The following is a 26,008-nucleotide window of genomic DNA, read 5'->3' as shown; positions in this document are numbered from 1 at the left end:
GGGCTGCGGCGGCCCCCGCCCCAATCGCTAGGAACCTCACGATGGTTGCATTTCTCCGGCTCGCGCTGCGCCGCGTCGCGATGATGCCGGTGATGGTCCTCGGCATCGCGCTGCTGGTCTTCGTGGTCCTCCAGTTCTCACCGACCGACCCCGCGTACAACGCGCTGGGCGAGTCGGCGAGCCCGGAGGCGCGAGCGGCGTTCGCCGAGGCGAACGGACTCAACGACCCCCTGCCCGTGCGCTACTTCGCCTTCCTGGGCGACCTGCTGCGGGGGGACCTCGGCGTCACCATGTCGCCCAGCCAGCCCGTCACCGACCGGATCGCCACCGCGTTCCCGCTCACGCTGCAGCTGACCCTGCTCGGCCTCGCGCTGGCCGTGGTGCTGGCGCTGGTCTTCGGCGTCCTCAGCGCCGTCTACCGCGACCGCTGGCCGGACCAGGTCTTCCGGGTGCTGTCGATGGCCGGCATCGCCCTGCCCTCGTTCTGGATCGGCGTGCTGCTCATCCAGCAGTTCTCGCTGAACATGCCGGTCTTCCCGACCGGCGGCTACGTCAACCCGGCCGACTCCTTCTCCGGCTGGATCGAGAGCATGACGCTGCCCGCGCTCTCCCTCGCCCTGCCGGTCGCCTCGTCGCTCGCCCGGCTGATCCGCACCTCGATGGTCACCGAACTCGACCGCGACTACGTGCGCACCGCCCGGGGCAGCGGCCTGCCGCCGTTCCTGATCATCCGGTCGGTGCTGCGCAACGCCCTGGTCACCCCGCTGACCGTGCTCGGCGTCAAGGTCGGCTACATGCTCAGCGGCGCCGTCGTCATCGAGGCGATCTTCGACCTGCCCGGCATGGGCAAGCTGATCCTCGAAGGCGTCAACGGAGGCGACGTCGGTCTGGTCCAGGGCACCGTGCTCACCATCGCGATCGCCTTCCTCGTGGTCAACGTCGTCGTCGACCTGCTCTACCTGCTCGTCAACCCGCGCATCAGGACGGTGTGATGTTCGCTCCACGCTCCCTCGCCGGGCGCCTCGCCCGGCCCGGCACCCGCCTGCGCCGGTTGCCCGTGCCCTCCCGGATCGCCCTCGGGATCCTCCTCGTGGTGGTGCTGGGCGCGGTGTTCGCCCCGCTGCTCACCCAGGACCCGCTCGCCACCGGCATCCCCGCCCAGGCGCCGGGCGCCGACCACTGGTTCGGCACCGACCGGGCCGGCCGCGACGTGTTCGCCCGGGTCGTGCACGGCGCCCGCTACTCCCTGGTCATCGGACTCGGCGCCACCCTGCTCGCCCTCGTCCTCGGCTCCGCCCTGGGCGCGCTGGCGGCCACCTCGCGCAAGCTCGCCGACGAGTCGGTGATGCGCACGCTCGACGTCGTCATGTCCTTCCCGCCGATCGCGCTGGCCGCCGTGCTCGTCGCGGTCTTCGGACCCAGCGTGCCGGTCATCATCTTCACCATCGCGTTCGTCTACTCGCCCTCGCTCGCCCGCGTGGTGCGGGCCAACGTGCTGGAGCAGTACGGCGAGGACTACGTCGCCGCCGAACGGGTCATCGGCGCACGCCGCGGCTACATCGTGACCCGGCACGTCGCAATCAACTGCGCGGCGCCGGTGCTGGTGTTCGCGACGGTCATGGTCGCCGACTCCATCATCTTCGAGGCGAGCCTGTCCTTCATCGGCGCCGGTGTGCAGGACCCCGACCCGAGCTGGGGCAGCGTGCTGGCCTACGGCCGGCAGATCCTGCTGTCGGGCGGCTGGTGGGCGACCCTCTTCCCCGGCCTGTGCGTGCTGGTCACGGTACTCGCGCTGAACGTGCTCTCCGAAGGTATGACGGACGCCGCCGCCTCCCCGGACAAGTCCCGCACCGGCGGCACCGACTCCGACGACAACGCCGCCGCCCCGGCGCCCGCGGCGGACGACGCCGAGGTGAACGCCGCGCTCGCCGAGCTGGCGACCCGGCTCGAGGCCATGGAGCCCGCCGTGCCGCCGCTCGCCGAGGACGCGGCCGAACTGCTGGTCGTACGCGACCTGTCCATCCGCTTCCCCGACCGCTACGGCGACACCCGCGTCGTCGACGGCATCTCCTTCACCGTCCGCGAGGGCGAGACCCTCGGCCTGGTCGGCGAGTCGGGCTGCGGCAAGTCCATCACCAGCCTCGCGATCATGGGCCTGCTGGCCCGCAACGCCGAGGCCGAGGGCGAGATCCTCTACCGGGGCCGCGACCTGCTCGGGCTCGCACCGAAGGAACGCCGGGCGCTGATGGGCCCGGAGATCGCGATGGTCTACCAGGACGCCATGTCGTCCCTGAACCCGTCCGTGCTGATCGGCACCCAGCTGAAGTGGCTCACCTCCCGCGGCGGCACCCGCACCCCCGCCGAGCTGCTCGAACTGGTCGGCCTGTCCCCCGAGCGCACCCTGCGCAGCTATCCGCACGAGCTGTCCGGCGGGCAGCGCCAGCGCGTGCTGATCGCGATGGCGCTCTCCCGCAGCCCGCGCCTGCTCATCGCCGACGAGCCGACCACGGCCCTCGACGTCACCGTGCAGGCCCAGGTGGTCGAGCTGCTGGTCCGGCTGCGCGACGAACTCGGCTTCGCGATGGTCCTCGTCTCCCACGACCTCGCCCTCGTCGGCGACCTCGCCCACCGGGTCGCGGTCATGTACGCCGGACAGGTCGCCGAGGCCGGCGGCACCCGCGCGCTGCTGACCGACCCGGCGCACCACTACAGCCGGGGGCTGCTCGGCTCGGTCGTGTCGCTGGAGTCGGGGGCCCAGCGGCTGCACCAGATCCGCGGTGTCGTGCCGGCCCCGAGGGCGTTCGGTCCCGGCTGCCGGTTCGCGTCCCGCTGCGCCGCCGCCACCGACCTGTGCGCCACCACCCCGCCGCCCGCCACCGACCGCGACGCCGGTCTCGACCACGTCTTCGCCTGCCACCACCCGGCGTCCGCGAACCGTGCGGCGAAGTCGCTGGAGAGTGCCCGATGACCGCCACCGAGGACAGCACCATGGACCCACTCGTCCGGCTCGACCGCATCCACGTACGGCACAAGGCACGCAGCGGCGGTGTCTTCCGCCGGGACGCGGTGCACGCCCTCACCGACGCCTCCCTCGAGGTCCGGCGCGGCGAGATCCTCGGGCTGGTCGGCGAGTCGGGCTGCGGCAAGTCCACGCTCGCCCGCGTGATCACCGGGCTCCAGCGTCCCACCGAGGGGCAGGTGTACTTCCGGGGGCGGGACCTGTGGACGATGGGCGCCGCCGAGCGCCGTACCGGGTTCGGGGCCGCCGTCGGCGTGGTCTTCCAGGACGCGTCGACCGCGCTGAATCCGCGGCTGCCCGTGCGCCGGATCCTGCGCGATCCGCTGGACGTCCACGGGCGCGGCACACCGGCCGAGCGGGAGAGCCGGGTCGAGGAGCTGCTCGACCTGGTCGGGCTGCCCGGCCACACCCTCGAGGCGCTGCCGGGTCAGCTGTCCGGCGGGCAGCGTCAGCGCGTGGCCATCGCCCGTGCCCTGGCCCTCGAGCCCGAGCTGATCGTCGCCGACGAGCCCACCAGCGCCCTGGACGTGTCGGTGCGGGCCCAGATCCTCAACCTGCTGGTGGATCTGCGCGCCCGTCTCGGCCTGGGCATGGTGTTCATCTCCCACGACGTCCAGACGGTGCGCTACCTGGCGGACCGCATCGCGGTGCTGTACCTGGGGCGCGTCGTCGAGGAGGGCGGGGCCGCACAGGTCTCCGGTGCCTCGCGGCACCCGTACACCGAGGCGCTGCTGTCCGCGACGCCGAGTCTGCTGGAGCGGCCCGACCGGATCGTGCTGCACGGTCCGGTGCCCTCGGCCACCAACCCGCCGTCCGGCTGCCCGTTCCGCACCCGCTGCTGGAAGGCCGACGACGCGTGCGCCACCGTCTTCCCGGCGGCGACGGACGGTCCCGACGGGCATCGCTGGCACTGCGTCCATCCGCAGCCCGCCGAGGCGCGCGCCACGACCACGGGGTGAACCGTTCCGGCCGTCCGGCCGGCCGGAGTCCAGGAGGGCGGACAGGGGTGACCTGTCCGCCCTTCGGGGTACGAGGGGACCGGACCTGCCCACGGACCCGCAGGTCACCCCGCCGGCAACCGTCGCCGCCGCGGGGGCGGAAGCGGTGGCCGGCGCGGGGCCGGCGGGAACGAGAATGGGCGCCATGGAAGGACTGGTTCGCCGCTCGGCCCGCATCCGCGTGCTGGCCTGGACCGTGGCCGTGCTGAGTCTGACCGTCCTCGCCGCGGCGGCCGTCGTGCGCAGCACCGTACTCGACCCGTCCTTCTACAGCCGGGTGCTCGAGGACGAGCACGCCTACCAGCGGTTCTACGACGAGGTGCTGGTCGACCCGCACAGCACGCCGCTGACCCAGGAGCTGCTGGACCGGCTGCCGGTTCCGCAGTCCACCATCACCTCGAACCTCAAGGTCGTGATTCCGCCGGAGACGCTGCGGACCATGGGCGACCGGCAGATCGCCGAGGTGATCCACTACCTGGAGGGCGACCGCGACGGGCTGCGCGTCACGGTGGACCTGGAACCCGTCGTCGCGAACGTCGAGCGGCTCAGCCGGGCGTACTTCGGCGATGCCGTCGCCGCCCTGCAACAGCGTGCCGAGCCCGACTTCCAGGCCTTCGTGCTGCGCCTGTCGGAGGTGGCCGCGCAGGTGGTGGCGGGCGAGGCGCCGCTCGAGGACCTGCCGACGCTTCCGCTCTCCCCCGGCCAGGCCGCCGAGGCCACCGGGGCGCTGCTGCGGCTGGTGCCGCCGGACGCGCGCCCCGGCGTCCGCCCCACCGTGGAGAGCGCACTGGACCGGGGCGACGTGGCCGCGGCGCTGGCCGCGCTCACGCCGGTCGCCCTGACCGACCAGGTCCGGGCGACCGCCGCGGAGCTGCTGCGCGAGGCCCGCGACGGCACCTGGGTCATCACCGTGCGCCTCGATCCGTCCCGGGACGAGCTGGCACCGGTGCACCGGGCACGCGCGGTCACCCGCCTGTTCCGGGAGGTGGTGGAGCCGGTCGCCGCCCTCCTGTGCGCGGCCGCGCTCGCTCTGCTGTGGTTCTCCACGCCGTCCCCCGTCAATCGGCGGCTGATGCCGCTGGGCTGGGTACCGGCCGCCGCCGCCTCCCTCACGGCGCTGGCGGTGTTCCTCCTCCGGCTCACGACGGGGGACGCGCTCTTCGCGGCGCCGCCGTCGTGGCCCCCGTCGGCCGCCCGCCTCCTCGCCGACGTCCAGGCCACCGCTCTCGACCGGCTGCTGACCACGGCCACCGTCGTCGCCGCGATCCTCCTCGCCGCGGGAGCGCTGCTGGTCACCGTCGCCTGGGTCTGGCAGACCAGGCCGACGGTGCCGGTGTTCACCGACCCGCGGCACGGACCGGCGCTGACCGTCGTCGTGTCGGCGTGCGCGCTGGCCGGGACGGTGTTCGCCCCCGTGGCGCTCACCGGCCCCTCCCCGCGGATCTGCCAGGGCAGCGCCGAGCTGTGCGACGTCCGCTACGACGAGGTCGCCCAGCTCGCCTCGCACAACGCGATGGCCACGACGGCGGACCGCTTCATCGGCCCCCTCCAGGATCCCGACATCGTCGGCCAGCTGGACGCCGGGGTGCGCGCCCTGCTCCTCGACACCCACCGCTGGGAACGCCCCGAGGAGGTCGCGGACCGGCTGAGCACCTCCGAGTTCTCCCCGGAACTGCGCCGGCGGCTCACCGGGATCCTGGAGCGGGTGAACCCGCCCCACCCGGGCCTGTGGCTGTGTCACTCGGTGTGCGGGGCGGGCGCACTGGAACTGACGCCCGCCCTGCGTCAGATCGGCGACTGGCTGCGCGCGCACCCCTCCGAGATCGTCACCCTGATCGTGCAGGACGGGGTCGACGCCGTGGCCACCCGGCAGGCCTTCGAGCGGGCCGGACTCGGTGAGCTGCTGTACGCGCCGGACGCCGATCCGGACCGTCCGTGGCCGAAGCTCGGGGACATGATCGACAGCGGCCGGCGCCTGGTGGTGTTCGCGGAGAAGGCGGACGGTCCGGCCCCGTGGTACCGCAACTTCTACCGGTACGGCATGGAGACGCCGTTCGCCTTCCGCAGCCCCGGCGCGATGACCTGCCTGCCGAACCGGGGCGGCACGGACAAGCGGCTGTTCCTGCTCAACCACTTCGTCACGGCCGGCGGGGGCAGGCGGCTGGACGCCGGCACGGTCAACTCCCGGCAGCGGGTGCTGGAGCGGGCGCACGACTGCGAGCAGCGGCGGGGCAGACCGGTCAACTTCGTCGCCGTGGACTACGCCACGATCGGGGACGCCCGGGGCGCGGTCGACGACCTCAACACCGAACGGCTCGAGGACGATCCGCGGTTTCCCGTGCGGCGGTCGCCGGAGGCGTCCACCGGTGCGGTGTCGACCGGTACCGCGGGACGGCGGGCCGGTGACCTCCGTGCGCCTCGCCGGCGTCCGCGTGACACCGCCCGGTGACCGGACGCACGATGCGGCCCTGCCGTGGGACGGCAGGGCCGCGAGCGCGGCGTCGTGCGTTCCGCGCCGGACCGGCGCCCGCTCAGGCGGTGGCGCGCACCGCGTCGAGGACGATCCGCGCGACGGCCCCGGGCTGTGAGACGGCGACCGCGTGCGAGGCGCCGTCGAGCTCGACGACGGTCGCCGCGGCACGCTCGGCGCCGAAGCGCTCCACGTCCGGGTCGATGGCCCGGTCCGCGCCGGCCACCAGGGCCCACGACGGCTTGGTCTTCCAGGCCGCCGCCGCGGCCTTCTCCTCGAACGCGCCCAGGGCGAGCGGGCGTTGCGCGGTGGCCAGGATCCTGGTGACCTCGGCGGGCACGTCGGCGGCGAAGACCGACGGGAACGCCTCCTCCTCGATCGTGACCTCGGTGGCCGTCCCGCCGTCGGCGGTGGGGTAGGTCCACTGCTTGAGGCTGCTCACCAGCGGGGAGTCGGGGAAGCGGCCCTGCAGTTCGCCGAGGCTCTCGCCCTCCTCCAGGACGTAGGCGGCGACGTACACCAGGCCGACGACGTTGTCGGTGGTCCCGGCGACGGTGATCAGGGCGCCTCCGTAGGAGTGGCCGACGAGGACGACGGGGCCGTCGATCTGGGCGGCGACGGAGGCGATGTAGGCGGCGTCGGAGGCAAGACCGCGCAGCGGGTTCGGCGGGGCCACGACGGCGACCCCTTCACGCTGGAGTTCCTCGATGACGCCGGACCAGGAGGCCGCGTCGGCGAACGCGCCGTGCACCAGGACGACGGTGGGCGTGGAAGCGGACATGAGAGGGCTGCTCCTCGGTGGTCAGGCTGCGTGGAGGGCGGTGCGCAGGGTGGCGACCGCCTGGGTGATGGCGGCCTCGGCGGCGTGGGTCTCGCGCAGGGCGTTGAGCATCACGAAGTCGTGGATGACGCCCTGGTAGCGGACGGCGGTGACGGGGACGCCGGCCTCGCGGAGCTTGTTGGCGTAGGCCTCGCCCTCGTCGCGGAGCACGTCGGCCTCGCCGGTGATGACCAGGGCCGGGGGCAGGCCGGTGAGCTGCTCGGTGGTGGCGCGCAGCGGGGAGGCGGTGATCCGGGCGCGCTCGCTGTCGTCGGTCGTGTACTGGTCCCAGAACCACTGCATGCCGTCGCGGCGCAGGAAGTAGCCCTCGGCGAACTGGTGGTAGGAGGCGGTGTCGAAGCTCGCGTCGGTGACCGGGTAGAACAGCACCTGCTGCACCAGGGGGACGCCACCGCGCTCCTTGGCCATGAGGGTCAGCGCCGCGGTCATGTTGCCGCCCACGGAGTCGCCGGCCACGGCGATCCGCGTGGCGTCCAGCCCCTTGCCCGCGCCCTGCTCGACGATCCACCGGGCGACCGTGAAGTTCTGCTCGATGGCGACGGGGTAGCGGGCCTCGGGCGAGAGGTCGTACTCGGGGAAGACCACGGCCGCCCCGGCGCCGACGGCCAGTTCGCGGACCAGGCGGTCGTGGGTGTGGGCGTTGCCGAAGACCCAGCCGGCGCCGTGGATGTAGAGGATCACCGGCAGGGTGCCGACGGCCCCGGCCGGCCTGACGACGCGGGCGCGGACGCTGCCCGTGGGGCCGCCGGAGACGGTGATCCACTCCTCGTCGACGTCCGGCATCCCGACCGGGCCCGACTGCACCTCGTCGACCGCCTTGCGGCCCTCCGCGGGCGGCAGTTCGAAGAGATAGGGCGGGTTCGCCGTCGCCTGCGCGAACGCCGCCGCCGCGGGCTCCAGCACCGGCCGGACCGGCTCGAAGACGTCTGACACAACAACCTCCTGGTGATGCACGGGACTCGCCGGACCGTGCCGGCGGAACCGGACCCGTGGAGCGCGTGAGGCGCTGCTGCACGAGTCCGTCCTTCGGCACGCTAGGTCCGGGAGGTGCGGGCGGATCGACCAGGAGTGCACCACCGCTGCTCCGCCCGCGAACCGCTCGGCGTCAGGCCAGTTCGCCCTTCAGCCAGTGGCGCACCTCGGGGGTGACGGGATCGGTGATGTCGGCGAACTCGTCGTGGGTGCGCAGGTACTTCGCCACGTACGGGCAGATTGGCACGATCCGCATGCCCTGGGCGCGTACGTCGGCCAGCGCCCGGCTCACCAGTTCGCCGGCCAGGCCGCGGCCGCCGAAGGCGTCGTCGATCTCGGTGTGGTAGAAGACGCGCTGGTCATCGTGGTCGCGGTAGGCCGTGAGGCCCGCGTGCTCGCCGTCGACGAGGATCTCGTAGTGGTGGCGGTCGTCCCTGCGTTCGACGGTCGGGGCGGTGGCGGGGGTGTTCATCCGGGTACCTTTCGCATGCGGTTCGGCGGCGCGGGTCGCGACGCGGTGTGAGGGTGGCTCAGGCGGTGCGGGGGCGGGCGGCCGGTCTCCGGGGTGGCCCGACCCGCGCCAGCGTATCCGCACGTCAGCGACGTCCGGCACGCCTGTCGGGGAACGGACTGGCGGCCTCGCTCACCCCCGAGGCCGGGACGGGGGCCGTGTGTGTCGTGGCGGGGCACCGGCGGCAGTACTGCGTGGGGAGTACCGCAAGCGCGGTAGGGAGATCGGCATAGTGCCTCCGTACGCACATCGACGCGGCGACGACTCCTCGTGAGGATTGGGCTCAACGCTCAACGACTCGAGGAGAGACGATGCCGACCGAGACTCCCCGCACGGACGGAGCTCTGGCGGGGCTAGCCCGGTTCTGTTACCGGCGCCGCCGCATGGTTCTGGTGAGCTGGATCATCGGCGTGATCGCGCTGGCGTTCGTGGGCTTCCGCTTCGGCGCCGATCCGGACAACGATTTCACCGGCGGTGACTCCGGGTCGGCCAAGGCTCAGGCTCTGATCGAGAAGCACTTCCCCGAGCAGCAGGGGGACACGCTGACCCTCGCGATCAAGGCGGAGAAGGGCATCGACGACCCGGCCGCCCGGCAGAAGATCGAGAAGGTCATCGCCGAGCTGGACGCCTCCTCGGTCACCGGACCGGTGATCTCGCCGTACGACGACCGGCAGCTGGTGACCGAGGACCGCCGGATCGCCCGTACGACGATCCCGCTGACCGATCAGGACGTGAAGAAGACCGAGGTCAAGCCCCTGGTCACCACTGTCAAGGACGCCTCCGGCGACGGTGTGACCCTGGGCCTGGGCGGAGACAAGGCCGAGAAGGCCGAGACGCCTCCGCAGGGCCCCGCCGAGAGCGTGGGCGTCCTGGCGGCGGCGGTCATCCTCTTCATCGCGTTCGGGTCACTGGTGGCCATGGGGCTGCCGATCGTGACCGCGCTGATGGCGATCCTCGGCGGAATCGCCCTCATCAAGCTGGCCGGGCACATCGTCCCCTCGCCGGACTTCACCGTGCTCGTCGCCGCGCTGATCGGACTCGGCGTCGGCATCGACTACGCCCTGTTCATCGTGACGCGGTACCGGGAGAGCCTGGCGGAGGGCGACGAGCCGGAGGCCGCCACGGTCAAGGCCATCACCACCGCCGGTCACGCCGTGCTGTTCGCCGGCACGACCGTCGTGATCGCGCTGCTGGGTCTGATCACCATGGGACAGCGGCTGATGACCGGCGTCGCCATCGGCGCGTCCGTCACCGTCCTGGTGACGATGATCGCCGCGGTGACGCTGCTGCCTGCGTTCCTGGGCTTCACCGGCTACAAGATCAACTCTCTGCGGCTGCCCCGTCGCACCTCCCGCGGACGGAGTGCCGAGGGCGTCCCGTCGAGGGAGCGTCGCACGGCCGCCGAGCGCTGGGCCGGTGCGGTGCAGCGCAAGCCCCTGCTCGCGGCGGTGCTGGCCGGAGCCGGTCTGCTGGTGCTGGCCGCCCCCGCGCTGTCGATGCGGCTGAGTCTGCCCGACGCGAGTGTCCAGCCCCGTGACCGGAGCAGCTACACCTCGTACGAGATCCTCTCCGAGGGTTTCGGCCCGGGGTACGGCGCGCCTCTGGTCTTCGCCGCCGAGGTCGATTCCCAGGGCGCCGGGCTGGGACCGGTGGTCGAGGCGGTCAGGAAGACGGAGGGGGTCGCCTACGCCACGGAGCCGCGGGTCAGCGAGGACCAGCGGGCCGCCCTCTTCATGGCCTTCCCCGAGACGGGTTTCCAGGACGAGGCGACCGCGGACCTCGTGCACGAACTGCGCGACGACGTGCTCCCCCAGGCGTCCGGCGGCGAGAACGTCCGCATCGGCGGCCCGAACGCCGGCGCGATCGACTTCGCCGAGGAGACCAGCACCCGGCTGCCCTGGATGGTCGCGGTGGTCATCCTGCTGTCCCTGCTGCTGCTCGTCGCGCTGGTCCGGTCGGTGACGATCGCCCTCCAGGCCGCCGTGATGAACCTCCTGTCGATCGGCGCCGCCTACGGTGTGCTCGTGGCGGTCGTGCAGTGGGGCTGGCTCGGCTCCGCCCTCGGATTCCCGACCGAGATGCCGGTCACCACGTGGGTGCCGATGATGATGTTCCCGGTCCTGTTCGGTCTGTCGATGGACTACGAGGTCTTCCTGATCTCGCGGGTCCGCGAGGAGTACGAGCGCACCGGTGACACGCGGACCGCCGTCACCCAGGGACTGGCGAGGACCGCCAAGGTCATCACGGCCGCGGCCGCCATCATGGTCGCCGTGTTCACGACCTCGCTGCTCGGCCACGACGTCTCGATCAAGCAGATCGGTCTGGGCATGGCCGTGGCCGTGTTCATCGACGCCACCGTCATCCGGATGGTTCTCGTGCCCGCGGTGATGGAACTGTGCGGCAAGGCCAACTGGTGGATGCCCGGCAGCCGGGCCAAGAAGCCGACCCCGGTTCCCCCGGCCGGGGTCGAGGAGGAGGCCAGGGTCTGACCCTGCCTCGCATCGGTGCGGGGAACCCCTCGTGGGTTCCCCGCACTTTGTGCGGCCGTGCTCTTTGACCCTGCTTTGTCTCCGCTTTGTCCCTGCTTTGTCCCCGCTCGCTTCGACCGAGGGCCCCGTCCACCGCGGACGGGGCCCTCGGCGCGCTCCACGCATTCACGCCCGTTCGCCGGCGGAATCCATGACAAAACGGCGGGCCGCCCGTCAGGCATGACAAAAGTTCTATGGAAATGCGACAGGGTTTCCCCTAGGATTTACGCCGCACTACGCCCCGCCCCGCCGACTGTCAATAGATACGGCACCTCGGGCGCGAGATTTCGCCGCTCACCTCTTATGGCGACTGAAAACATTCGGTACGATTGTCACCTGAAGGTGAAGTTGTGCTCAACGGCGGGCCGTCGCCACCTTCCGGTAATTCGGTTGACAGGTGAGCAGGGGAAGTGCGCGGTCTCGTAGTACACCGGACGACAGACGGGGGTAAGTCGAGGTCATGGTATCTGGACCGACGATCGAGAGCAGCGGACCGGCAGTCAAGCGCAACCGTACGGATTTCGGCCGGGTGATTCTGAGCCCATTGAACGAGGACGCCACCGACGAGCAGGTTCTGCGACGCATCGTGGGGAGTGCCCCCGACCGCGAACTGCTCGATTTCGCGGCCGGTGCCGGCGGGGATCACCGAATGCTGGTCGAGTTCACGCTCGGACTGCTCGAAGAGGATCTCCTCGAGATACACGGGGGCACCGCACGGCTGGTCGAACGACGTATTCCACTTCGCGTTCTGGCATTGGTGAAGCATCGGCTGGACGATCTGAGCGCGAGTTGTCGGCATTTCCTGCAGGTCGCTGCCGCGCTGGGCATGTCCTTCATGCTGGAGGACGTTTCCCGGATGCTCCACCGCTCCTCCGCCAGCCTGCTCTCACCGCTGGACGAAGCGATCATCTCGGGCATCGTCGTCGCCGACGAGTTATGGCTCTCATTCCCGAACGAATTCCTGCTCCAGGGAATTATTGAATCAATTCCCACTCCAGCCCGCGTCGCATTGCAGCGCGAGGCGGCGGAACATCTCACAGGGAATTTCACCGCCTACGCAAATCCGTTCTCCGCCACCGAGCGTCCAGTGCCTGTTTCCGGGCATCCAGGGGCGCTTTCCGCCGGGGCCGGAAAAAGCATCGAAGACGTCTGCTCCCCCGCCCATTCCCTGATCATGGACGGGCGGGCGAAGGCCGGAATCCGGGCGGCCGAGCGAATTCTCACGGATCCCGAAAGCTCGTCCGCCGCCAGGCTCGACGCCGAAGCGTCCGTCATCCTCGGCCACACGCTGCTGGGCGTGGTGGAGGACGAGGGACACGCACAGCGAATTCTTCGGCAACGCGGCGTCGAGGAGGGCGACCTCGTCACCCTGATGGCATCCACGGCGGTGTCCGACGCGCTGTGGCGTGCCGGGCAGCTGGGGGAAAGTCTCCGGCTGGGGCGGACCGCGGTGCGGTACAGCGGCGACGTCGACCCGGTCTGGCGCATGCACGTCCAGCTGGCGCTCGCCGGGAAGCTCACGGATCTCCGCGAGTTCGAGCAGGCGGAGGCGCTGATCGACGACGCCGAAGCCGGCCTGCACGGACTGCCCACCCGGATCTGGAACGCCGCGCCCGCGGTCGTGCGCGCCCGGCTGTTCCTCCAGGCGGGACGCTTCGGTGACGCCCGCCGGGAGGCGGAGTCGGCGATCGCCGCGGCAGGGCAGCATGCCGTCCCCGTGCTGCGGCCGCTGGCCCACTCCGTGCTCAGCACGGTCGCCCTGTACATCGGGGACCTGCCCACGGCGGCGGAGCACCTGCACCGGGCGCAGAGCGAGCTGGCGGCGGACCGGACCGCGCTCCCCTCCGCCCAGTACGCCTGGACGGAACTGCGCATCGCGGTGAAGAGGGACGGCCCTCGGGCGGCCGTCGACCTGTTCGCGGGCAAGTACCGGGACCTTCCCACGCAGCGGAGTCTGTACATCGAGGACCCGGTGGCCGCACCGTTCCTGGTCCGCCTCGCGCTCGACGTGGGCGACACCGGCCTGCGGCGGAGCGTGCTCGAGACCGTGGACGCCCTGGCCGCGGACAACCCCGGGATCTCCGTCGTCGGTCTCGGCGCCCTGCACGCCAACGCGGTGGCGAACGGCGACGCGGCCGGGCTGTCGCACATCATCGCGCGGTCGCCGGACCCGATCGCCGTCGCCCTGGCGACCGAGGAACTCGCCAAGATCTACCGGTGCAAGGCTCCGGCCGGGAGGCGGGGCATCGCGTCACTCCCCTCCGAGCCGTCGCCGGTGGGAGCCGAGGAGGTCACCGCCCCCCAGCTGAACCCCGCCTGCTGGGCGGGCCTCTCCGACATGGAACGACGGATCGCCTACCTGGTGAGCGTGGGAATGACGAACCGTCTGATCGGGCGGGAAGTGCACCTCTCCGCGCACACGGTGAACTACCACCTCCGCAAGATCTACCGGAAGCTGGGCATCAACACCCGCGTCGAACTGGCGAGCGGAGCCGCCACCTACTCGAGCAGAGCGGCGATCTACTCCACCGAGACGGAGGGGAACCCGGGCTCCGGACGGGCCGGCGGTGCGGCCGGATGAGCTGACGTCCCGGGGTGACGCCCGGCCCGCGCACGGACGAGGCCCTCGGCGGGCCGGGTGGGGACGGGAGGTCCCGACCGGCCCGCCGAGGGCCTCGCCGTTCCCTCAGCCCGCCGATCCGGGCCGGCCGAAGGCCGCGGCACCGGAGGCGGCGACCTCATGGGTGAGGAAGTGCTTGGTCAGTTCGACACGGCTGTTGATGTCCAGCTTGGAGAACACACGCCGCAGATGACTGTCGACGGTGTGGGGCGACAGGAACAGGCTGCTCGCGGCCTCCCGGTTGGTCATGCCGTCCACGATCGCCCGTACGACACGCAACTCCGCGCTCGTGAGGCTCTCCCAGCCCGTCTTGGGCCGTTCGGCGGCCTGCCCGCGCTCGTGGTGCACACCGAGGCGGCGCAGCTTCTTCTGCACCCGGACCGTGTCCCGCTGCGCCCCGCACTCCAGATACAGGTCCACGGCGGACTCCAGGAGCCGGACGGTGCGGGTCTTGTCGCCCATCGACTGTTCCACCAGGGCCGCGTCCTCGAGCGCGCTGCCCGCCGCCAGCGGACGGGCGGCGTGCCGGTGGAGTTCCACGGCGCGGTGCAACGCCACCATGTCGTTGCGCAGGACTCCCTCGGCGTGTTCGGCAGCCCCCGCGAGCGATCGCACCGCCGGGTTGCGGTCGGCGATGTGCCGGGCGAACGCGGCCGCCCGTTCGGCCTCCGCCGTGAGCCCCGCCTGCCCGGCCAGCCGTACCAGCGTGGCCGCCGCCGTCGGGGCCTCGGAGAAGAGCAGGGGGTCGGGTGCCACCCGGTCCTCGACGTCGATCAGCGTCCGGACCGTCATCGCCGGGCGCCCGCCGGCCGCGTGGAACTGCGCGAGCACCCAGTCCAGGCGGGCCCTGTCGGCCCCGCCGTCCGGGGCCGACAGCCGCTCGGTCATGCGCAGCTGGTCGCTGGCGGTGGCGAGGTCGCCCCGGTGCAGGCTGAGCCGGGCCAGTACGAGGCGCGCGGGGACGGAATCCCGCGGTGCCGACCGGTCCGCCGCCCGCAGCGCCGCCTCTGCCTCGCCCCGAGCCTCCTCGAGCCGGCCCGCCGCCGCGAGGAGTTCGGCGTGATGGCCGTACCAGAGGGTCTCCGGCCAGACGTCGCCGTAGCGCTCCGCCTCACGCCGCACGGCCTCGCAGACGGCCGCCGCTCCGTCGAACAGGTCGGCCGCGGCGAGGGCCCGGATCAGCCATGTCCACAGCGGACGCTCGCACGCGCCGCAGTGCCCCGTTGCCGGCGCCGGCCGGGGTGCCCCGGCGCGGAACCCGCCGGACGTGACCCGCACGCCGTGGCCGGGGTCGGCCCCCGGGGCGGTCTCGGGCGTGCCACCCGGGTGCCGGGCGGCACCGGCGAGCGCCTCGTTCAACGCGGCACGCTCCGGCTCGCCGATGTCCTGCCGCGTCAGCGTCCGCCGCAGCAGCCCGGCCGACAGACCGGGGCGGCCGGCGTCCCGCAGTCCCTGTTCCAGCCCGAGCACCAACTGCGCCTCGGCCGCCGCCTCCACCCCGGGACGCAGCGCGACTCGCGCGAGGCGGACGGCCTCGGTGCACCGTCCCGCTCCGGCGAGCAGACGCAGAGCACCGGCCAGTGTCCGCGGCACCTCGTCGAACACGTCGCCCAGGGACGCCATGGCCCGGGCCGCCAGATCCTCGCAGTCGCACCCGGGTGGCTGCGGTGCCGGTGCCGCCGGGACGTCGGGCGTGAGGGCCGGTGCCGCCGGGCCCGGCTGCCGGACGGGAGCGTCCGCCGCGCCGGCCGGGCGGCGGTGTTCGCCGGCGGGCTCCCGAGGCGGCGCCGCCGGATCCGCCTCGCCGGCGGGCCGTGCGCCGACCGCCGCCGCGGCGGGCGGCCTGGCCCCGGTGGGCTCCTGCTCCCACGCCGGCGGAAGCAGCGGCAGCGCTTCCTCGATCACCTCGTGCTCGAACGCCAGATCGCCGCCGTCCCTGCGCAGCAGGCCCGCGCACACGGCCTCCTCGACGGACGCGGACAGCTCCGTCGCCGACTCGCCGAGCGCGTCCGCCACGTCCCCGGCCGTGAACACACGGCCGATCCCGCTGCCGGACACGAGCAGGCGCCGCACCGCGGGAGACATCCCGTCCAGCAGGCGCTCGACGGCCGTGAGAACGCCCTCGGGCAGCCGCTCGGCCACCACCGAGGCCGTGCCGTCGACGACCACCACCTGCCCCGCCCGGCGGAAGGCGCCGAGCAGGTTCTCCAGCATCCAGGGGTTGCCCCCGCAGCGGTGCACCCATCGCAGCACCGACGCATCCGGTTCGGCTCCCAGGACATCGGTGCACAGCGCGGAAGCCGCCTCGTCGTCCAGCGCTTCCAGGGGCAGCCGCAGCGCGAGTTGGTCGATCAGCCAGCCGAGGGCGTGCTGGGCGAGCGACGTGGCCGGCACCGGCCGACGGGCGAGCAGCCACAGCACCGGTGACGAGGCCAGCGACTGGACCAGGCCGCGCAGGGCCAGACCGCTGATGTCGTCGATCCGCTGGGCCTCGTCCAGGACGAACACGAGCGGCCGCCGGCGTGCCGCGCTCTCGACCAGTTCGCCGACCCGGTCCGTCAGCCAGAACGGATTGCTGTCCGGGCGTGCCAGGGCGTCGAAGTCGGCCGCGCCGGGCATCAGGTGCCGCAGCACGTTGATGAGCAGGTGGATGGGGGTCGGCTGGTCCGTCCCGCCCGCCTGCCCGGCGACCACCGTGAAGCCGCGTGCCGACGCCTCGAGGGTCGCGGCCCGCAGCAGATGCGTCTTTCCCGTCCCGAACGGTCCCTCGACGACGAGGCAGCCGCCGGAGCCCCGCGAGACGGCGTCCATGTGACCGTTCACCACGGACAGCACGTGTTCGCGCCCGATCAAAGCCTTCACGATTACCCCCGCGTTGCTCCGGACGATCTTCCAACGCCTGCTGCGGCCTCGCGGGCGCACGCGGTGTTCGACGGCCTGTTTCAACGGGTCGAACGCCCCTGGCAACCACGGCCGCACAGGTAATACGGCGGGTAATCTACGGCCGGTCACCCCCCAAGTCCCTTGTTCGAGCGAGTGGTCGGCACTACTCGTGCGAGTAGTGGGCACGGCATCACGCCGTGGCTAATATCGGGCCGTGCCGATTCCGAGATGAGCGACGCAAGGCAGTGGATTCGCTTCTCCGGGAATCGGCGTCGCTTTTCGGAGAAGCTCGCCGTATTTCATCGACCGCCTTCCGGTGTGGAGGTACGGCGGCGAGTGCGCGTTCCGAAGAGATCGGTGAACCGTGTTCCGAGCGACGTGATCTCAGCGAATTCCTGGGAGTAGCAGATGCATGCCTGTGAGCTTGATCGCCGCCTCGATCGGGAGTTGAGCGCATGACCGTGAGCCATCTCGAGGCAGTCACGGACGCGTTCGCCGTCGACGCCGCGCTCGGTGAGTTCCTCGCCGAGCGCCGGACCGAGGCCGAGGCGCTCGGCCGGGACGTCGTGGCGATGGTCGCCGAGCTGGAGAGCTTCGTGCTGAGCGGCGGCAAGCGCGTGCGGCCGGTCTTCGCCTGGCTGGGCTGGATCGGCGCCGGCGGCGACCCGGACGGCCCGGACGCGGCGGCGGTGGTGAGGGCCTGCGCCGGACTGGAACTGCTGCACGCCGCGGCCCTGATCCACGACGACATCATCGACGCGTCCCGCACCCGCCGCGGCCGTCCCGCCGCCCATGTCGCCTTCGCCGGACACCACCGGACGCGGCGCTTCTCCGGCGATCCGGAAGCGTTCGGCACCGGCACCGCCCTGCTGGTCGGGGACCTCGCCCAGACCTGGGCCGACGCCGTGATCCGCGCGTCCGGGCTGCCGGTGGACGCGCAGACCCGGATCGGGCCGGTGTGGTCCGCGGTGCGCTCGGAGGTCCTCTACGGTCAGCTGCTCGACCTGGTCAACCAGGCGAGCTGCGCCGAGGACGTCGGGTCGGCGCTGCGCGTCGACCAGTACAAGACGGCCTCGTACACGGTGGAACGCCCGCTGCAGTTCGGTGCCGCGATCGCCGACGCGCGTCCGGAACTGGTGGCGGCCTACCGGGCGTTCGGCGCCGACATCGGGGTCGCGTTCCAGCTGCGGGACGACCTGCTGGGCGTGTTCGGCGACCCGGGGGTGACGGGCAAGCCGTCGGGCGACGACCTCCGTGAGGCCAAGCGGACGGTGCTGCTCGCGACGGCGCTCAGGCGCGCGGACGAAAAGGATCCGGACGCGGCGCTGTTCCTCCGGTCCGTGATCGGCACCGAGCTGTCCGACGACGAACTCGCCACGGTGCGGCGCCTCCTCGTGGACGTCGGCGCGGTGGCCCACGTCGAGCGGCAGATCTCGCTGCGCACCGACCGGGCGCTCGCCGTGCTGGACGCGAGCGGGGCCACGGAGCCCGCGAAGGGCCGGCTCGCCGAGATGGCGGTCAAGGCGACGCAGAGGTCCCGCTGATGGCGGCGGCCGATCCGGGCACCTTCACCGGCCGGGGCGTCCCGGCGCGCGACCCGGGTGTGCCGGGAGGGCGGACCGGAGTGGGACGCGCCCACGGCAAGGCCATCCTGCTCGGCGAGCACGCCGTGGTGTACGGGGCGCCGGCGATGGCCCTGCCGGTTCCGCAGCTCGCGGTCACGGCCGGCGCGACGGGCCGACACGGGGCGCGGGAGGGTGAGGACGAGGTCTCGTTCACGGTGACGGGACCGGGATCCGAACCGGTGGCACCGCCCACGGAGGGCCTGCGGCGTCTGGTGGCGGAGTTCAAGCGGCGGACCGGCCTGGCCGGGCGCCTGCGCGTCGAGGTGCTCGTCGACTGCGCGATCCCGCAGGGCCGCGGGCTCGGCTCCAGCGCCGCGTGCGCCCGGGCGGCCGTGCTGGCCCTCGCGGACCTCTTCGGACGCGGGCTCGACGCCGGAACGGTCTTCGATCTCGTACAGGCGTCGGAGAACGTGGCGCACGGCAGGGCGAGCGGCATCGACGCGGTCGCCACCGGAGCGGACTCGCTGGTGCTCTTCCGCTCCGGCATCGTCCAGGAACTGCCCGTCGCACTGGCGGGCGGCGGTCCCGTGCGCCCGCACGAGCCGGCCGGCGGTCACATCGGCGGTTTCGACGGACTCTTCGTCATCGCGGACAGCGGTGTCAGCGGCAGTACCAGGGAAGCGGTGGAGCTCTTGCGACACGGATTCGAGCGCGACGCGGGCACCCGGACGAAGTTCGTCGGGCGGGTCTCGGACCTGACCGACGCCGCCGCGGCTGCCCTCGCCGACGGCCGCCCCGGCGAGCTGGGCGCGCGGATGACCGAGAACCACGAGCTGCTCCACGAGGTGGGGCTCAGCACGGACCGGATCGACGCGCTGGTCGGCGCCGCGCTCGCCTCCGGCGGGCTGGGCGCCAAGATCAGTGGCGGCGGGCTGGGGGGCTGCATGATCGCGCTGGCCGGAGATCCGGCCCACGCCGAGGACGTCGTACGGAGCCTGCGGGACACGGGTGCCGTCCGCACCTGGGTCGTACCGGTGGGGAGGTTCGCCCGTCATGCCGGCTGACCACGTGCGGGAGACGGCCGGGCCGCGGCACGGACTGCCGGACCGCGCCCCGACCGCCGTCGCCCATCCGAACATCGCGCTGATCAAGTACTGGGGCAAACGCGACGAGCGACTCGTCATCCCCCGGGTCGACAGCCTGTCGATGACGCTGGACGTCTTCCCGACCACCACCACCGTCCGGCTCGCTCCCGGGGCGCGCGGCGACGTCGTCACACTCGGCGGCGCGCCCGCGGCGGACGAGCCCCGGCGGCGAGTCATCGCCTTCCTGGACCTGGTGCGGGAGTTGGCCGGGCGGGACGAGCCGGCCGTCGTCGACACCCGCAACGCCGTGCCCACCGGGGCGGGGCTGGCCTCGTCGGCGAGCGGGTTCGCGGCCCTGGCCGTCGCCGCCACCGCCGCGTACGGCCTCGACCTCGACGACACCGCGCTGTCCCGGCTCGCCCGGCGCGGGTCCGCCTCGGCCTCCCGGTCGATCTTCGGCGGCTTCGCACTGTGCCACGCCGGCCGGGGCGCCGGCGCGGCGGCGGACCTCAGCGCCCACGCCGAGCCGGTGCCCTCGGACTTCGACCCCGCGTTGGTGATCGCGCTGGTCGACTCGGGCCCCAAGGCCGTGTCGAGCCGTGCGGCCATGCGGCACACCGTCGAGACGTCGCCCCTGTACGAGGCCTGGGCGACGTCGGGCAAGGACGACCTGGCCGGCATGCGGGCGGCCCTGGCGCGGGGCGATCTCGACGCGGTGGGAGAGATCGCCGAGCGCAACGCCCTCGGCATGCACGCGACCATGCTGGCCGCCCGGCCCGCGGTGCGCTATCTGTCGCCGGCCACGCTGGCCGTCCTCGACGGCGTCCTGCGACTGCGGCGGGAGGGGACGCCGGCCTACGCGACCATGGACGCCGGACCGAACGTCAAGGTGCTCTGCCACCCCGCCGACACCGCCCGGGTGGGCGAGGCGCTGCTCGCCGCCGCGCCGGGGTGCTCGGTGGTCACGGCCCGGCGCGGGCCGGGTGCCCGCCTGCGGGCGGGGGCCGGGCGGTGACCGTGGGGCCGGCGGTGAGCCGCCGGGCGCCGGGCAAGCTGTTCGTCGCCGGCGAGTACGCGGTCATGGAGCCGGGCCACCCGGCGATCCTGGTCGCGGTCGACCGGCACGTGACCGTGACCGTGTCGGCGGCCGAGGGTGCCGACGTGGTGATCGCGTCCGACCTCCGGCCCGCCGAGGTGCGGCTGCGGCGGCAGGCCGGAGGGCTCGCCGCGGAGGACGGGACGCCGGCACCCGGCGGACTCGCCCATGTGCTGTCGGCGATCGACGTGGTCGGCGCACTGCTGGCCGAACGGGGGGCGGCCCTGCCCCCGGTCCACGTCTCGGTCGGCAGTCGCCTGCACCACGACGGGACCAAGCTCGGCCTCGGGTCGAGCGGCGCGGTCACGGTCGCCACCGTGGACGCCGTGGCCGCGTACTGCGGCCTGGACCTGTCACCCGGTACGCGGTTCCGGCTCGCGATGCTGGCGACGGCGCGGCTCGAGGCCGGTGCCTCCGGCGGCGACCTCGCCGCCGGAGTCTGGGGCGGCTGGATCGAGTACCGCGCGCCCGACCGTTCCGCCGTGCTCGACCTGGCGCGGCGCCGGGGCGTCGAGGAGACGCTCCGGGCGCCGTGGCCCGGTTTCGAGGTACGGCCGCTGCCACCGTCCCGGGGACTGGCCCTGGAGGTGGCCTGGACCGGCCGGCCGGTCCGTACCGCCTCGCTGACCGGGCGCCTCGGCCGGCACGGATGGCGGGGCAGCACGTCGCAGCGGCGTTTCCTGGCCCGCAGCGACGGCTGCGTGGGCACCGCGGTCCGCGCCCTCGAGCAGGGAGACGACCGCGCGTTGCTGCGGCAGGTCCGTGACGCCCGCCGGCTGCTGGCCGGTCTGGACGACGAGACCGGCCTCGGCATCTTCACCACCGGGCTGACGGCGCTGTGCGACGCCGCCGAGGCCGTGGGAGGCGCGGCGAAACCCTCCGGCGCCGGTGGAGGCGACTGCGGCATCGCGCTGCTGGACGCCACGGCCGGGGCGGAGATCTCGCTGCTGCGGGAGAAGTGGACCGCCGCGGGGCTGCTCCCCGTACCGATCGCCATCACGTCGACGAAGGAGAGCACGCAGTGATCGCCGAGCGCAAGGACGACCATGTGCGGTACGCCGCCGAGCAGCAACGCCGGCCGGGCGGACACAACCAGTTCGACGAGGTGTCGTTCGTCCACCACGCCCTGGCCGGCATCGACCGGTCCGACGTCTCGCTGACCACCCGGTTCGGCGGCATCGAGTGGCGGGCTCCGCTCTACATCAACGCGATGACCGGCGGCAGCGAGCGGACCGGTGCCATCAACCGGGACCTGGCGATCGCCGCCCGCGAGACCGGTGTCCCCATCGCCACCGGTTCCATGAGCGCGTACTTCGCCGACGCGTCCGTGGCCGACACCTTCGGTGTGATGCGCCGCGAGAACCCCGACGGGTTCGTCATGGCGAACATCAACGCGAACGCCTCGGCGGAGCAGGCGCGGCGGGCCGTCGGTCTGCTGCGGGCGGACGCCCTGCAGATCCACCTCAACGTCGTCCAGGAGACGGTCATGCCGGAGGGCGACCGGTCGTTCTCCGGCTGGGCACCGCGGATCGAGGAGATCGTGGGCGCGGTGGACGTCCCGGTGATCGTGAAGGAGGTCGGTTTCGGGCTGAGCCGCCAAACCATCGACCTGCTGCGGGAGTTGGGCGTGAGCGTGGCCGATGTGGCCGGCCGCGGCGGCACCGACTTCGCTCGGATCGAGAACGACCGGCGCCGGGACGCCGACTACGGCTACCTGGCGGGCTGGGGGCAGTCCGCTCCCGCCTGTCTGCTGGACGCCCAGGGTGCCGGGATCCCGCTGCTGGCCTCCGGCGGAGTGCGTCACCCGCTCGACGTGGCGCGCGCACTGGCGCTCGGCGCGTCCGCCGCCGGGGTGTCCGGGGGCTTCCTCCGGACCGTTCTCGACGGAGGTGTGTCCGCGCTGGTCGCCCGGATCACCACCTGGCTCGACCATCTCGCGGCCCTGATGACCGCGCTCGGCGCGCGGACCCCTTCCGACCTGACCCGGTGCGACGTACTGCTCCACGGCGACCTGCGCGCCTTCTGCGCCGACCGGGGAATCGACACCGGCCGGCCGGCCACACGCTCCAGCACCTACGACATCACTCACGAGACGGTGGGAGGCATTCGATGAACGACACCCAGGCGATCGCCGGTGTACCGATGAAATGGGTAGGGCCGCTGAGGATCTCCGGGAACGTGGCGACGACCGAGACGAAGGTCCCCCTCGCCACGTACGAGTCGCCCCTGTGGCCCTCCGTCGGCCGGGGCGCGAAGGTCTCCATGCTGGTCGAGCGGGGCATCGTCGCCACGCTCGTCGACGAGCGGATGACGCGCTCGGTGCTCGTCACCGCCGAGGACGCGCAGACCGCGCACCTGGCGGCGCTGGAGGTCGACGCACGGTTCGACGAGCTGCGCGACATCGTGCGCGGCTGCGGACGGTTCACCGAACTGATCGGGTTCCGGCACGAGATCACGGCCAACCTGCTCTTCCTGCGGTTCGAGTTCACGACGGGCGACGCCTCCGGCCACAACATGGCGACACTGGCCGCCGACGCCCTGCTGGCGCACCTGCTGAAGTCCATTCCGGGGATCGCGTACGGCTCGATCTCGGGCAACTACTGCACCGACAAGAAGGCGACCGCGGTCAACGGCATCCTGGGCCGGGGCAAGAACGTGGTCACCGAGCTGCTGGTGCCGCGCGACATCGTCCGCGACGTGCTGCACACGTCGGCCGCCGACATAGCCCGGCTGAACCTGCGCAAGAACATGATCGGCACGCTGCTCGCCGGCGGCATCCGCTCCGCCAACGCGCACTACGCCAACATGCTGCTCGGGATGTACCTGGCGACCGGCCAGGACGCGGCCAACATCGTCGAGGGCTCGCAGGGTGTGACCGTGGCCGAGGACCGGGACGGCGACCTGTACTTCTCCTGCACGCTGCCGAACCTGATCGTGGGCACGGTCGGCAACGGAAAGGGGCTCGACTTCGTCGAGGAGAACCTGACCCGTCTCGGCTGCCGGGAGGAGCGCGAACCCGGCGAGAACGCGCGCCGGCTCGCGGTGATCACGGCCGCCACGGTGCTGTGCGGCGAGCTCTCCCTGCTGGCGGCGCAGACGAACCCGGGCGAACTGATGCGTGCGCACGTCAAGTTGGAGCGCGAGAGCGCCACGACCAAGGTCGGAGGCTGACGATGCCCGCGGACCTCGCCGTCGGACTCGACGACCTCTCCTTCGCGACGACCCGGTTCGTCCTGACGCACGCCACCCTGGCCGCCCACAACGGCACGGACGTCGGCAAGTACCACGCGGGCATCGGCCAGCGGGGCATGAGCGTGCCGGCCGCCGACGAGGACATCGTGACGATGGCCGCCGCCGCTGCCGCGCCCGTCGTCGAACGGCACGGGGCCGACCGGATCCGGACGGTCGTCCTCGCGACCGAGTCCGCCGTCGACCAGGCCAAGGCGGCCGGCATCCACGTCCACTCCCTGCTGGGGATGCCCTCGGCCACCCGGGTGGTCGAGCTCAAACAGGCCTGCTACGGCGGGACGGCGGCCCTCCAGTTCGCCCTGGGCCTCGTCCACCGTGACCCCTCCCAGCAGGTCCTGGTGATCGCCTCCGACGTCTCCAAGTACGACCTGGACAGCCCGGGCGAGGCCACCCAGGGCGCTGCCGCGGTGGCCATGCTGGTCGGCGCCGATCCCGCGCTGCTGCGCATCGAGGAGCCGTCCGGTCTGTTCACCGCCGACGTCATGGACTTCTGGCGGCCCAACTACCGGGCCACCGCGCTGGTCGACGGGCAGGAGTCGGTCTTCGCGTACCTCCAGGCGGTGGCGGGGGCGTGGAAGGACTACGCCGAGCAGGGCGGCCGCGCGCTCGACGAGTTCAGGGCCTTCTGCTACCACCAGCCGTTCACGAGGATGGCGTACAAGGCGCACCGGCACCTGCTGGAGAACTGCGGGTACGAGGTCGACGAGGAGCGCATCGCCCGCGCCATCGGACTCACCACGGCCTACAACGCCGACATCGGCAACAGCTACACCGCGTCGACGTACCTCGGGCTGGCCGCCCTGCTCGACCAGGCCGACGACCTGACCGGGCAGAGCATCGGGTTCCTGAGCTACGGGTCCGGAAGCGTGGCCGAGTTCTTCGGCGGCACCGTCGTGCCCGGCTACCGGGCGCGGCTGCGGACGGCATCGCACCGCGACGCGATCAGCCGGCGCCGGCCCATCGACTACGCCAAGTACCGGGAGCTGCACGAGTACTCCCTCCCGGTCGACGGCGGCGACCACCCGGTGCCGGCGGAGACGGCCGGGCCCTACCGGCTGGCCGCGCTCTCCGGTCACAAGCGCGTCTACGAGCCCCGCTAGGGGGTGTCACGAGGAGCCGAACGCGTACGCCGACGGGCGTGCGCGTGCCGCAATCAGCTCTCCCCCGCCGGGGGGCAACTGGAGGAGACATGTCCGAAACCGCCGGGGCGGCAGAACTGCGAGCGGTCGTCGAGGACTCCGCCCGGCTGCTGGGCGTAGCCTGCTCGCACGACACGGTCGCGCCCGTCCTCTCCGCGTACGCGGAGACGTTCGACCACGACGCCACCGTCGTCGCCTTCCGGGTCGCGACCGGCAAACGCCACATCGGCGAACTCGACTGCCGCTTCACGACCCATCCCACACACCGCGATCCCTACGCCCTCGCCCTGTCGAACGGCCTCACGCCGAGAACCGACCACCCCGTCGGCGCGCTGCACTCCGCCCTGCAGGAGCGGCTGCCCGTCGACAGTCACGGGATCGACTTCGGAGTCGTGGGCGGCTTCAAGAAGATCTACTCGTTCCTCACCCCGGACGCCCTGCAGGACGTGCAGGCACTCATCGGCATCCCGTCCATGCCGCGGAGCCTGGCCGCGAACCGGGACTTCCTCACCCGCCACGGCCTGGACGACCGGGTCGGAGTCGTCGGCATCGACTACCCGCACCGCACCGTGAACGTGTACTTCAACGACGTGCCCGCGGAGTGCTTCGAACCGGGGACGATTCGCGCGATGCTCCGCGAATCCGGGTTCGTCGAGCCGAGCGAGCAGATGCTCGAACTCGGCACGTCGGCCTTCGGGCTGTACGTGACGCTGAGCTGGGACTCCGCGCGGATCGAGCGGATCTGCTACGCCGTGACCACCACGGACCTGCAGACCCTGCCGGTGCGCGTCGCCCCGGAGATCGAGAAGTTCGTGAGCAGCGTTCCGCACAGCGGCGCGGACCGGAAGTTCGTCTACGGCGTCGCTCTCGCGCCCGAAGGGGAGTACTACAAGCTCGAGTCCCACTACAAGTGGAAGCCCGGGGTGATGGACTTCATCTAGGGCCTGTCGTTTGGATCATGCCGGCGTCGCGGGGTGTGGCACGCACATCTGCCGCGTTGTCGTCGGTTGCCAGGGCTCCGCCCTGGCGCCC

Annotated in this window: 18 protein-coding genes; 14 read left to right on the top strand and 4 right to left on the bottom strand. The window is 72.5% G+C overall.

What is annotated here, in order from left to right:
• Positions 1-41: 41 nt before the first annotated feature.
• The 4 genes from ACFWJB_RS33295 to ACFWJB_RS33280 all read left to right on the top strand — a co-directional run bounded on the left by ACFWJB_RS33295 (position 42) and on the right by ACFWJB_RS33280 (position 6,466).
• Positions 42-992: an ABC transporter permease gene (locus tag ACFWJB_RS33295; RefSeq protein WP_386926923.1), complete on the top strand. Its 951-nt coding sequence runs from the start codon at positions 42-44 to the stop codon at positions 990-992.
• Complete coding sequence (locus ACFWJB_RS33290; RefSeq protein ID WP_386926921.1) at positions 992-2,968, top strand: dipeptide/oligopeptide/nickel ABC transporter permease/ATP-binding protein; 1,977 nt, start codon at positions 992-994, stop codon at positions 2,966-2,968. The genes ACFWJB_RS33295 and ACFWJB_RS33290 overlap by 1 nt, the downstream gene beginning before the upstream one ends.
• The gene (locus tag ACFWJB_RS33285) at positions 2,965-3,978 is read left to right on the top strand and encodes an oligopeptide/dipeptide ABC transporter ATP-binding protein (RefSeq protein WP_386926919.1); all 1,014 of its coding nucleotides are present in this window, start codon (positions 2,965-2,967) and stop codon (positions 3,976-3,978) included. Before ACFWJB_RS33290 ends, ACFWJB_RS33285 begins: the two co-directional genes overlap by 4 nt.
• A 184-nt stretch (positions 3,979-4,162) precedes the next feature.
• Positions 4,163-6,466 (top strand): PI-PLC domain-containing protein, encoded by a 2,304-nt coding sequence (locus ACFWJB_RS33280; protein ID WP_386926917.1) that lies wholly within the window; start codon positions 4,163-4,165, stop codon positions 6,464-6,466.
• 82 nt (positions 6,467-6,548) lie between these two features.
• On the opposite strand, the gene ACFWJB_RS33275 is transcribed toward ACFWJB_RS33280, so the two are convergent.
• From ACFWJB_RS33275 to ACFWJB_RS33265, 3 genes are all read right to left on the bottom strand, one after another.
• A complete protein-coding gene (locus ACFWJB_RS33275) occupies positions 6,549-7,268 on the bottom strand; it encodes an alpha/beta fold hydrolase (protein ID WP_386926915.1) in 720 nt (239 codons plus the stop codon).
• Between the two features lie 21 nt (positions 7,269-7,289).
• The gene (locus ACFWJB_RS33270; protein WP_386926913.1) at positions 7,290-8,261 is read right to left on the bottom strand and encodes an alpha/beta hydrolase; all 972 of its coding nucleotides are present in this window, start codon (positions 8,259-8,261) and stop codon (positions 7,290-7,292) included.
• A 172-nt stretch (positions 8,262-8,433) separates the two neighbouring features.
• On the bottom strand, positions 8,434-8,772 hold the full coding sequence (locus tag ACFWJB_RS33265; protein WP_386926911.1) for a GNAT family N-acetyltransferase: 339 nt from the start codon (positions 8,770-8,772) through the stop codon (positions 8,434-8,436).
• Positions 8,773-9,122: 350 nt separating this feature from the next.
• On the opposite strand from ACFWJB_RS33265, the gene ACFWJB_RS33260 reads away from it, so the two are divergent.
• Entirely contained in the window at positions 9,123-11,300 is a 2,178-nt protein-coding gene (locus ACFWJB_RS33260; protein ID WP_386926909.1) for an MMPL family transporter, read from the top strand.
• Positions 11,301-11,883: 583 nt separating this feature from the next.
• The gene (locus ACFWJB_RS33255) at positions 11,884-13,920 is read left to right on the top strand and encodes a LuxR C-terminal-related transcriptional regulator (RefSeq protein ID WP_386926907.1); all 2,037 of its coding nucleotides are present in this window, start codon (positions 11,884-11,886) and stop codon (positions 13,918-13,920) included.
• 105 nt (positions 13,921-14,025) lie between these two features.
• Here the strand turns inward: ACFWJB_RS33255 and ACFWJB_RS33250 are convergent, their stop codons facing one another.
• Positions 14,026-16,821, bottom strand: a complete 2,796-nt coding sequence (locus tag ACFWJB_RS33250) for a BREX system ATP-binding domain-containing protein (RefSeq protein ID WP_386926905.1) — start codon at positions 16,819-16,821, stop codon at positions 14,026-14,028.
• A 476-nt stretch (positions 16,822-17,297) separates the two neighbouring features.
• On the opposite strand from ACFWJB_RS33250, the gene ACFWJB_RS33245 reads away from it, so the two are divergent.
• The 8 genes from ACFWJB_RS33245 to ACFWJB_RS33210 all read left to right on the top strand — a co-directional run bounded on the left by ACFWJB_RS33245 (position 17,298) and on the right by ACFWJB_RS33210 (position 25,917).
• Entirely contained in the window at positions 17,298-18,386 is a 1,089-nt protein-coding gene (locus tag ACFWJB_RS33245) for a polyprenyl synthetase family protein (protein WP_385467074.1), read from the top strand.
• Positions 18,386-19,471 (top strand): mevalonate kinase, encoded by a 1,086-nt coding sequence (mvk, locus tag ACFWJB_RS33240; protein WP_386926902.1) that lies wholly within the window; start codon positions 18,386-18,388, stop codon positions 19,469-19,471. The genes ACFWJB_RS33245 and mvk overlap by 1 nt, the downstream gene beginning before the upstream one ends.
• Entirely contained in the window at positions 19,461-20,507 is a 1,047-nt protein-coding gene (mvaD, locus tag ACFWJB_RS33235; protein ID WP_386926900.1) for a diphosphomevalonate decarboxylase, read from the top strand. Before mvk ends, mvaD begins: the two co-directional genes overlap by 11 nt.
• Positions 20,504-21,613 carry a phosphomevalonate kinase gene (locus ACFWJB_RS33230; RefSeq protein WP_386926898.1) on the top strand — a complete coding sequence of 370 codons (1,110 nt, stop codon included), beginning with the start codon at positions 20,504-20,506 and terminating at the stop codon, positions 21,611-21,613. Before mvaD ends, ACFWJB_RS33230 begins: the two co-directional genes overlap by 4 nt.
• A complete protein-coding gene (fni, locus tag ACFWJB_RS33225; protein WP_386926896.1) occupies positions 21,610-22,701 on the top strand; it encodes a type 2 isopentenyl-diphosphate Delta-isomerase in 1,092 nt (363 codons plus the stop codon). Before ACFWJB_RS33230 ends, fni begins: the two co-directional genes overlap by 4 nt.
• The gene (locus tag ACFWJB_RS33220; protein WP_386926894.1) at positions 22,698-23,759 is read left to right on the top strand and encodes a hydroxymethylglutaryl-CoA reductase; all 1,062 of its coding nucleotides are present in this window, start codon (positions 22,698-22,700) and stop codon (positions 23,757-23,759) included. Before fni ends, ACFWJB_RS33220 begins: the two co-directional genes overlap by 4 nt.
• A gap of 2 nt (positions 23,760-23,761) precedes the next feature.
• Positions 23,762-24,937 carry a hydroxymethylglutaryl-CoA synthase gene (locus ACFWJB_RS33215; RefSeq protein WP_385467056.1) on the top strand — a complete coding sequence of 392 codons (1,176 nt, stop codon included), beginning with the start codon at positions 23,762-23,764 and terminating at the stop codon, positions 24,935-24,937.
• Positions 24,938-25,026: 89 nt separating this feature from the next.
• Entirely contained in the window at positions 25,027-25,917 is an 891-nt protein-coding gene (locus tag ACFWJB_RS33210; protein WP_386926892.1) for an aromatic prenyltransferase, read from the top strand.
• The last annotated feature ends 91 nt before the right edge of the window (positions 25,918-26,008 follow it).

Origin of the sequence: Streptomyces sp. NPDC127100, assembly GCF_042724095.1 — a bacterium.
In the GTDB taxonomy this organism is placed as follows: Bacteria; Actinomycetota; Actinomycetes; order Streptomycetales; family Streptomycetaceae; genus Streptomyces.
The sequence above is the reverse complement of the archived record's forward strand: the minus strand, read 5'-3'. Positions and strand labels throughout refer to the sequence as shown.

Coding starts and splice junctions, on each gene's coding strand:
- ACFWJB_RS33295 (WP_386926923.1), top strand. CDS start 42: ATGGTTGCATTTCTCCGGCTCGCGCTGCGCCGCGTCGCGATGATGCCG.
- ACFWJB_RS33290 (WP_386926921.1), top strand. CDS start 992: ATGTTCGCTCCACGCTCCCTCGCCGGGCGCCTCGCCCGGCCCGGCACC.
- ACFWJB_RS33285 (WP_386926919.1), top strand. CDS start 2,965: ATGACCGCCACCGAGGACAGCACCATGGACCCACTCGTCCGGCTCGAC.
- ACFWJB_RS33280 (WP_386926917.1), top strand. CDS start 4,163: ATGGAAGGACTGGTTCGCCGCTCGGCCCGCATCCGCGTGCTGGCCTGG.
- ACFWJB_RS33275 (WP_386926915.1), bottom strand. CDS start 7,268: ATGTCCGCTTCCACGCCCACCGTCGTCCTGGTGCACGGCGCGTTCGCC.
- ACFWJB_RS33265 (WP_386926911.1), bottom strand. CDS start 8,772: ATGAACACCCCCGCCACCGCCCCGACCGTCGAACGCAGGGACGACCGC.
- ACFWJB_RS33260 (WP_386926909.1), top strand. CDS start 9,123: ATGCCGACCGAGACTCCCCGCACGGACGGAGCTCTGGCGGGGCTAGCC.
- ACFWJB_RS33245 (WP_385467074.1), top strand. CDS start 17,298: ATGACCGTGAGCCATCTCGAGGCAGTCACGGACGCGTTCGCCGTCGAC.
- mvk (WP_386926902.1), top strand. CDS start 18,386: ATGGCGGCGGCCGATCCGGGCACCTTCACCGGCCGGGGCGTCCCGGCG.
- mvaD (WP_386926900.1), top strand. CDS start 19,461: ATGCCGGCTGACCACGTGCGGGAGACGGCCGGGCCGCGGCACGGACTG.
- ACFWJB_RS33220 (WP_386926894.1), top strand. CDS start 22,698: ATGAACGACACCCAGGCGATCGCCGGTGTACCGATGAAATGGGTAGGG.
- ACFWJB_RS33215 (WP_385467056.1), top strand. CDS start 23,762: ATGCCCGCGGACCTCGCCGTCGGACTCGACGACCTCTCCTTCGCGACG.
- ACFWJB_RS33210 (WP_386926892.1), top strand. CDS start 25,027: ATGTCCGAAACCGCCGGGGCGGCAGAACTGCGAGCGGTCGTCGAGGAC.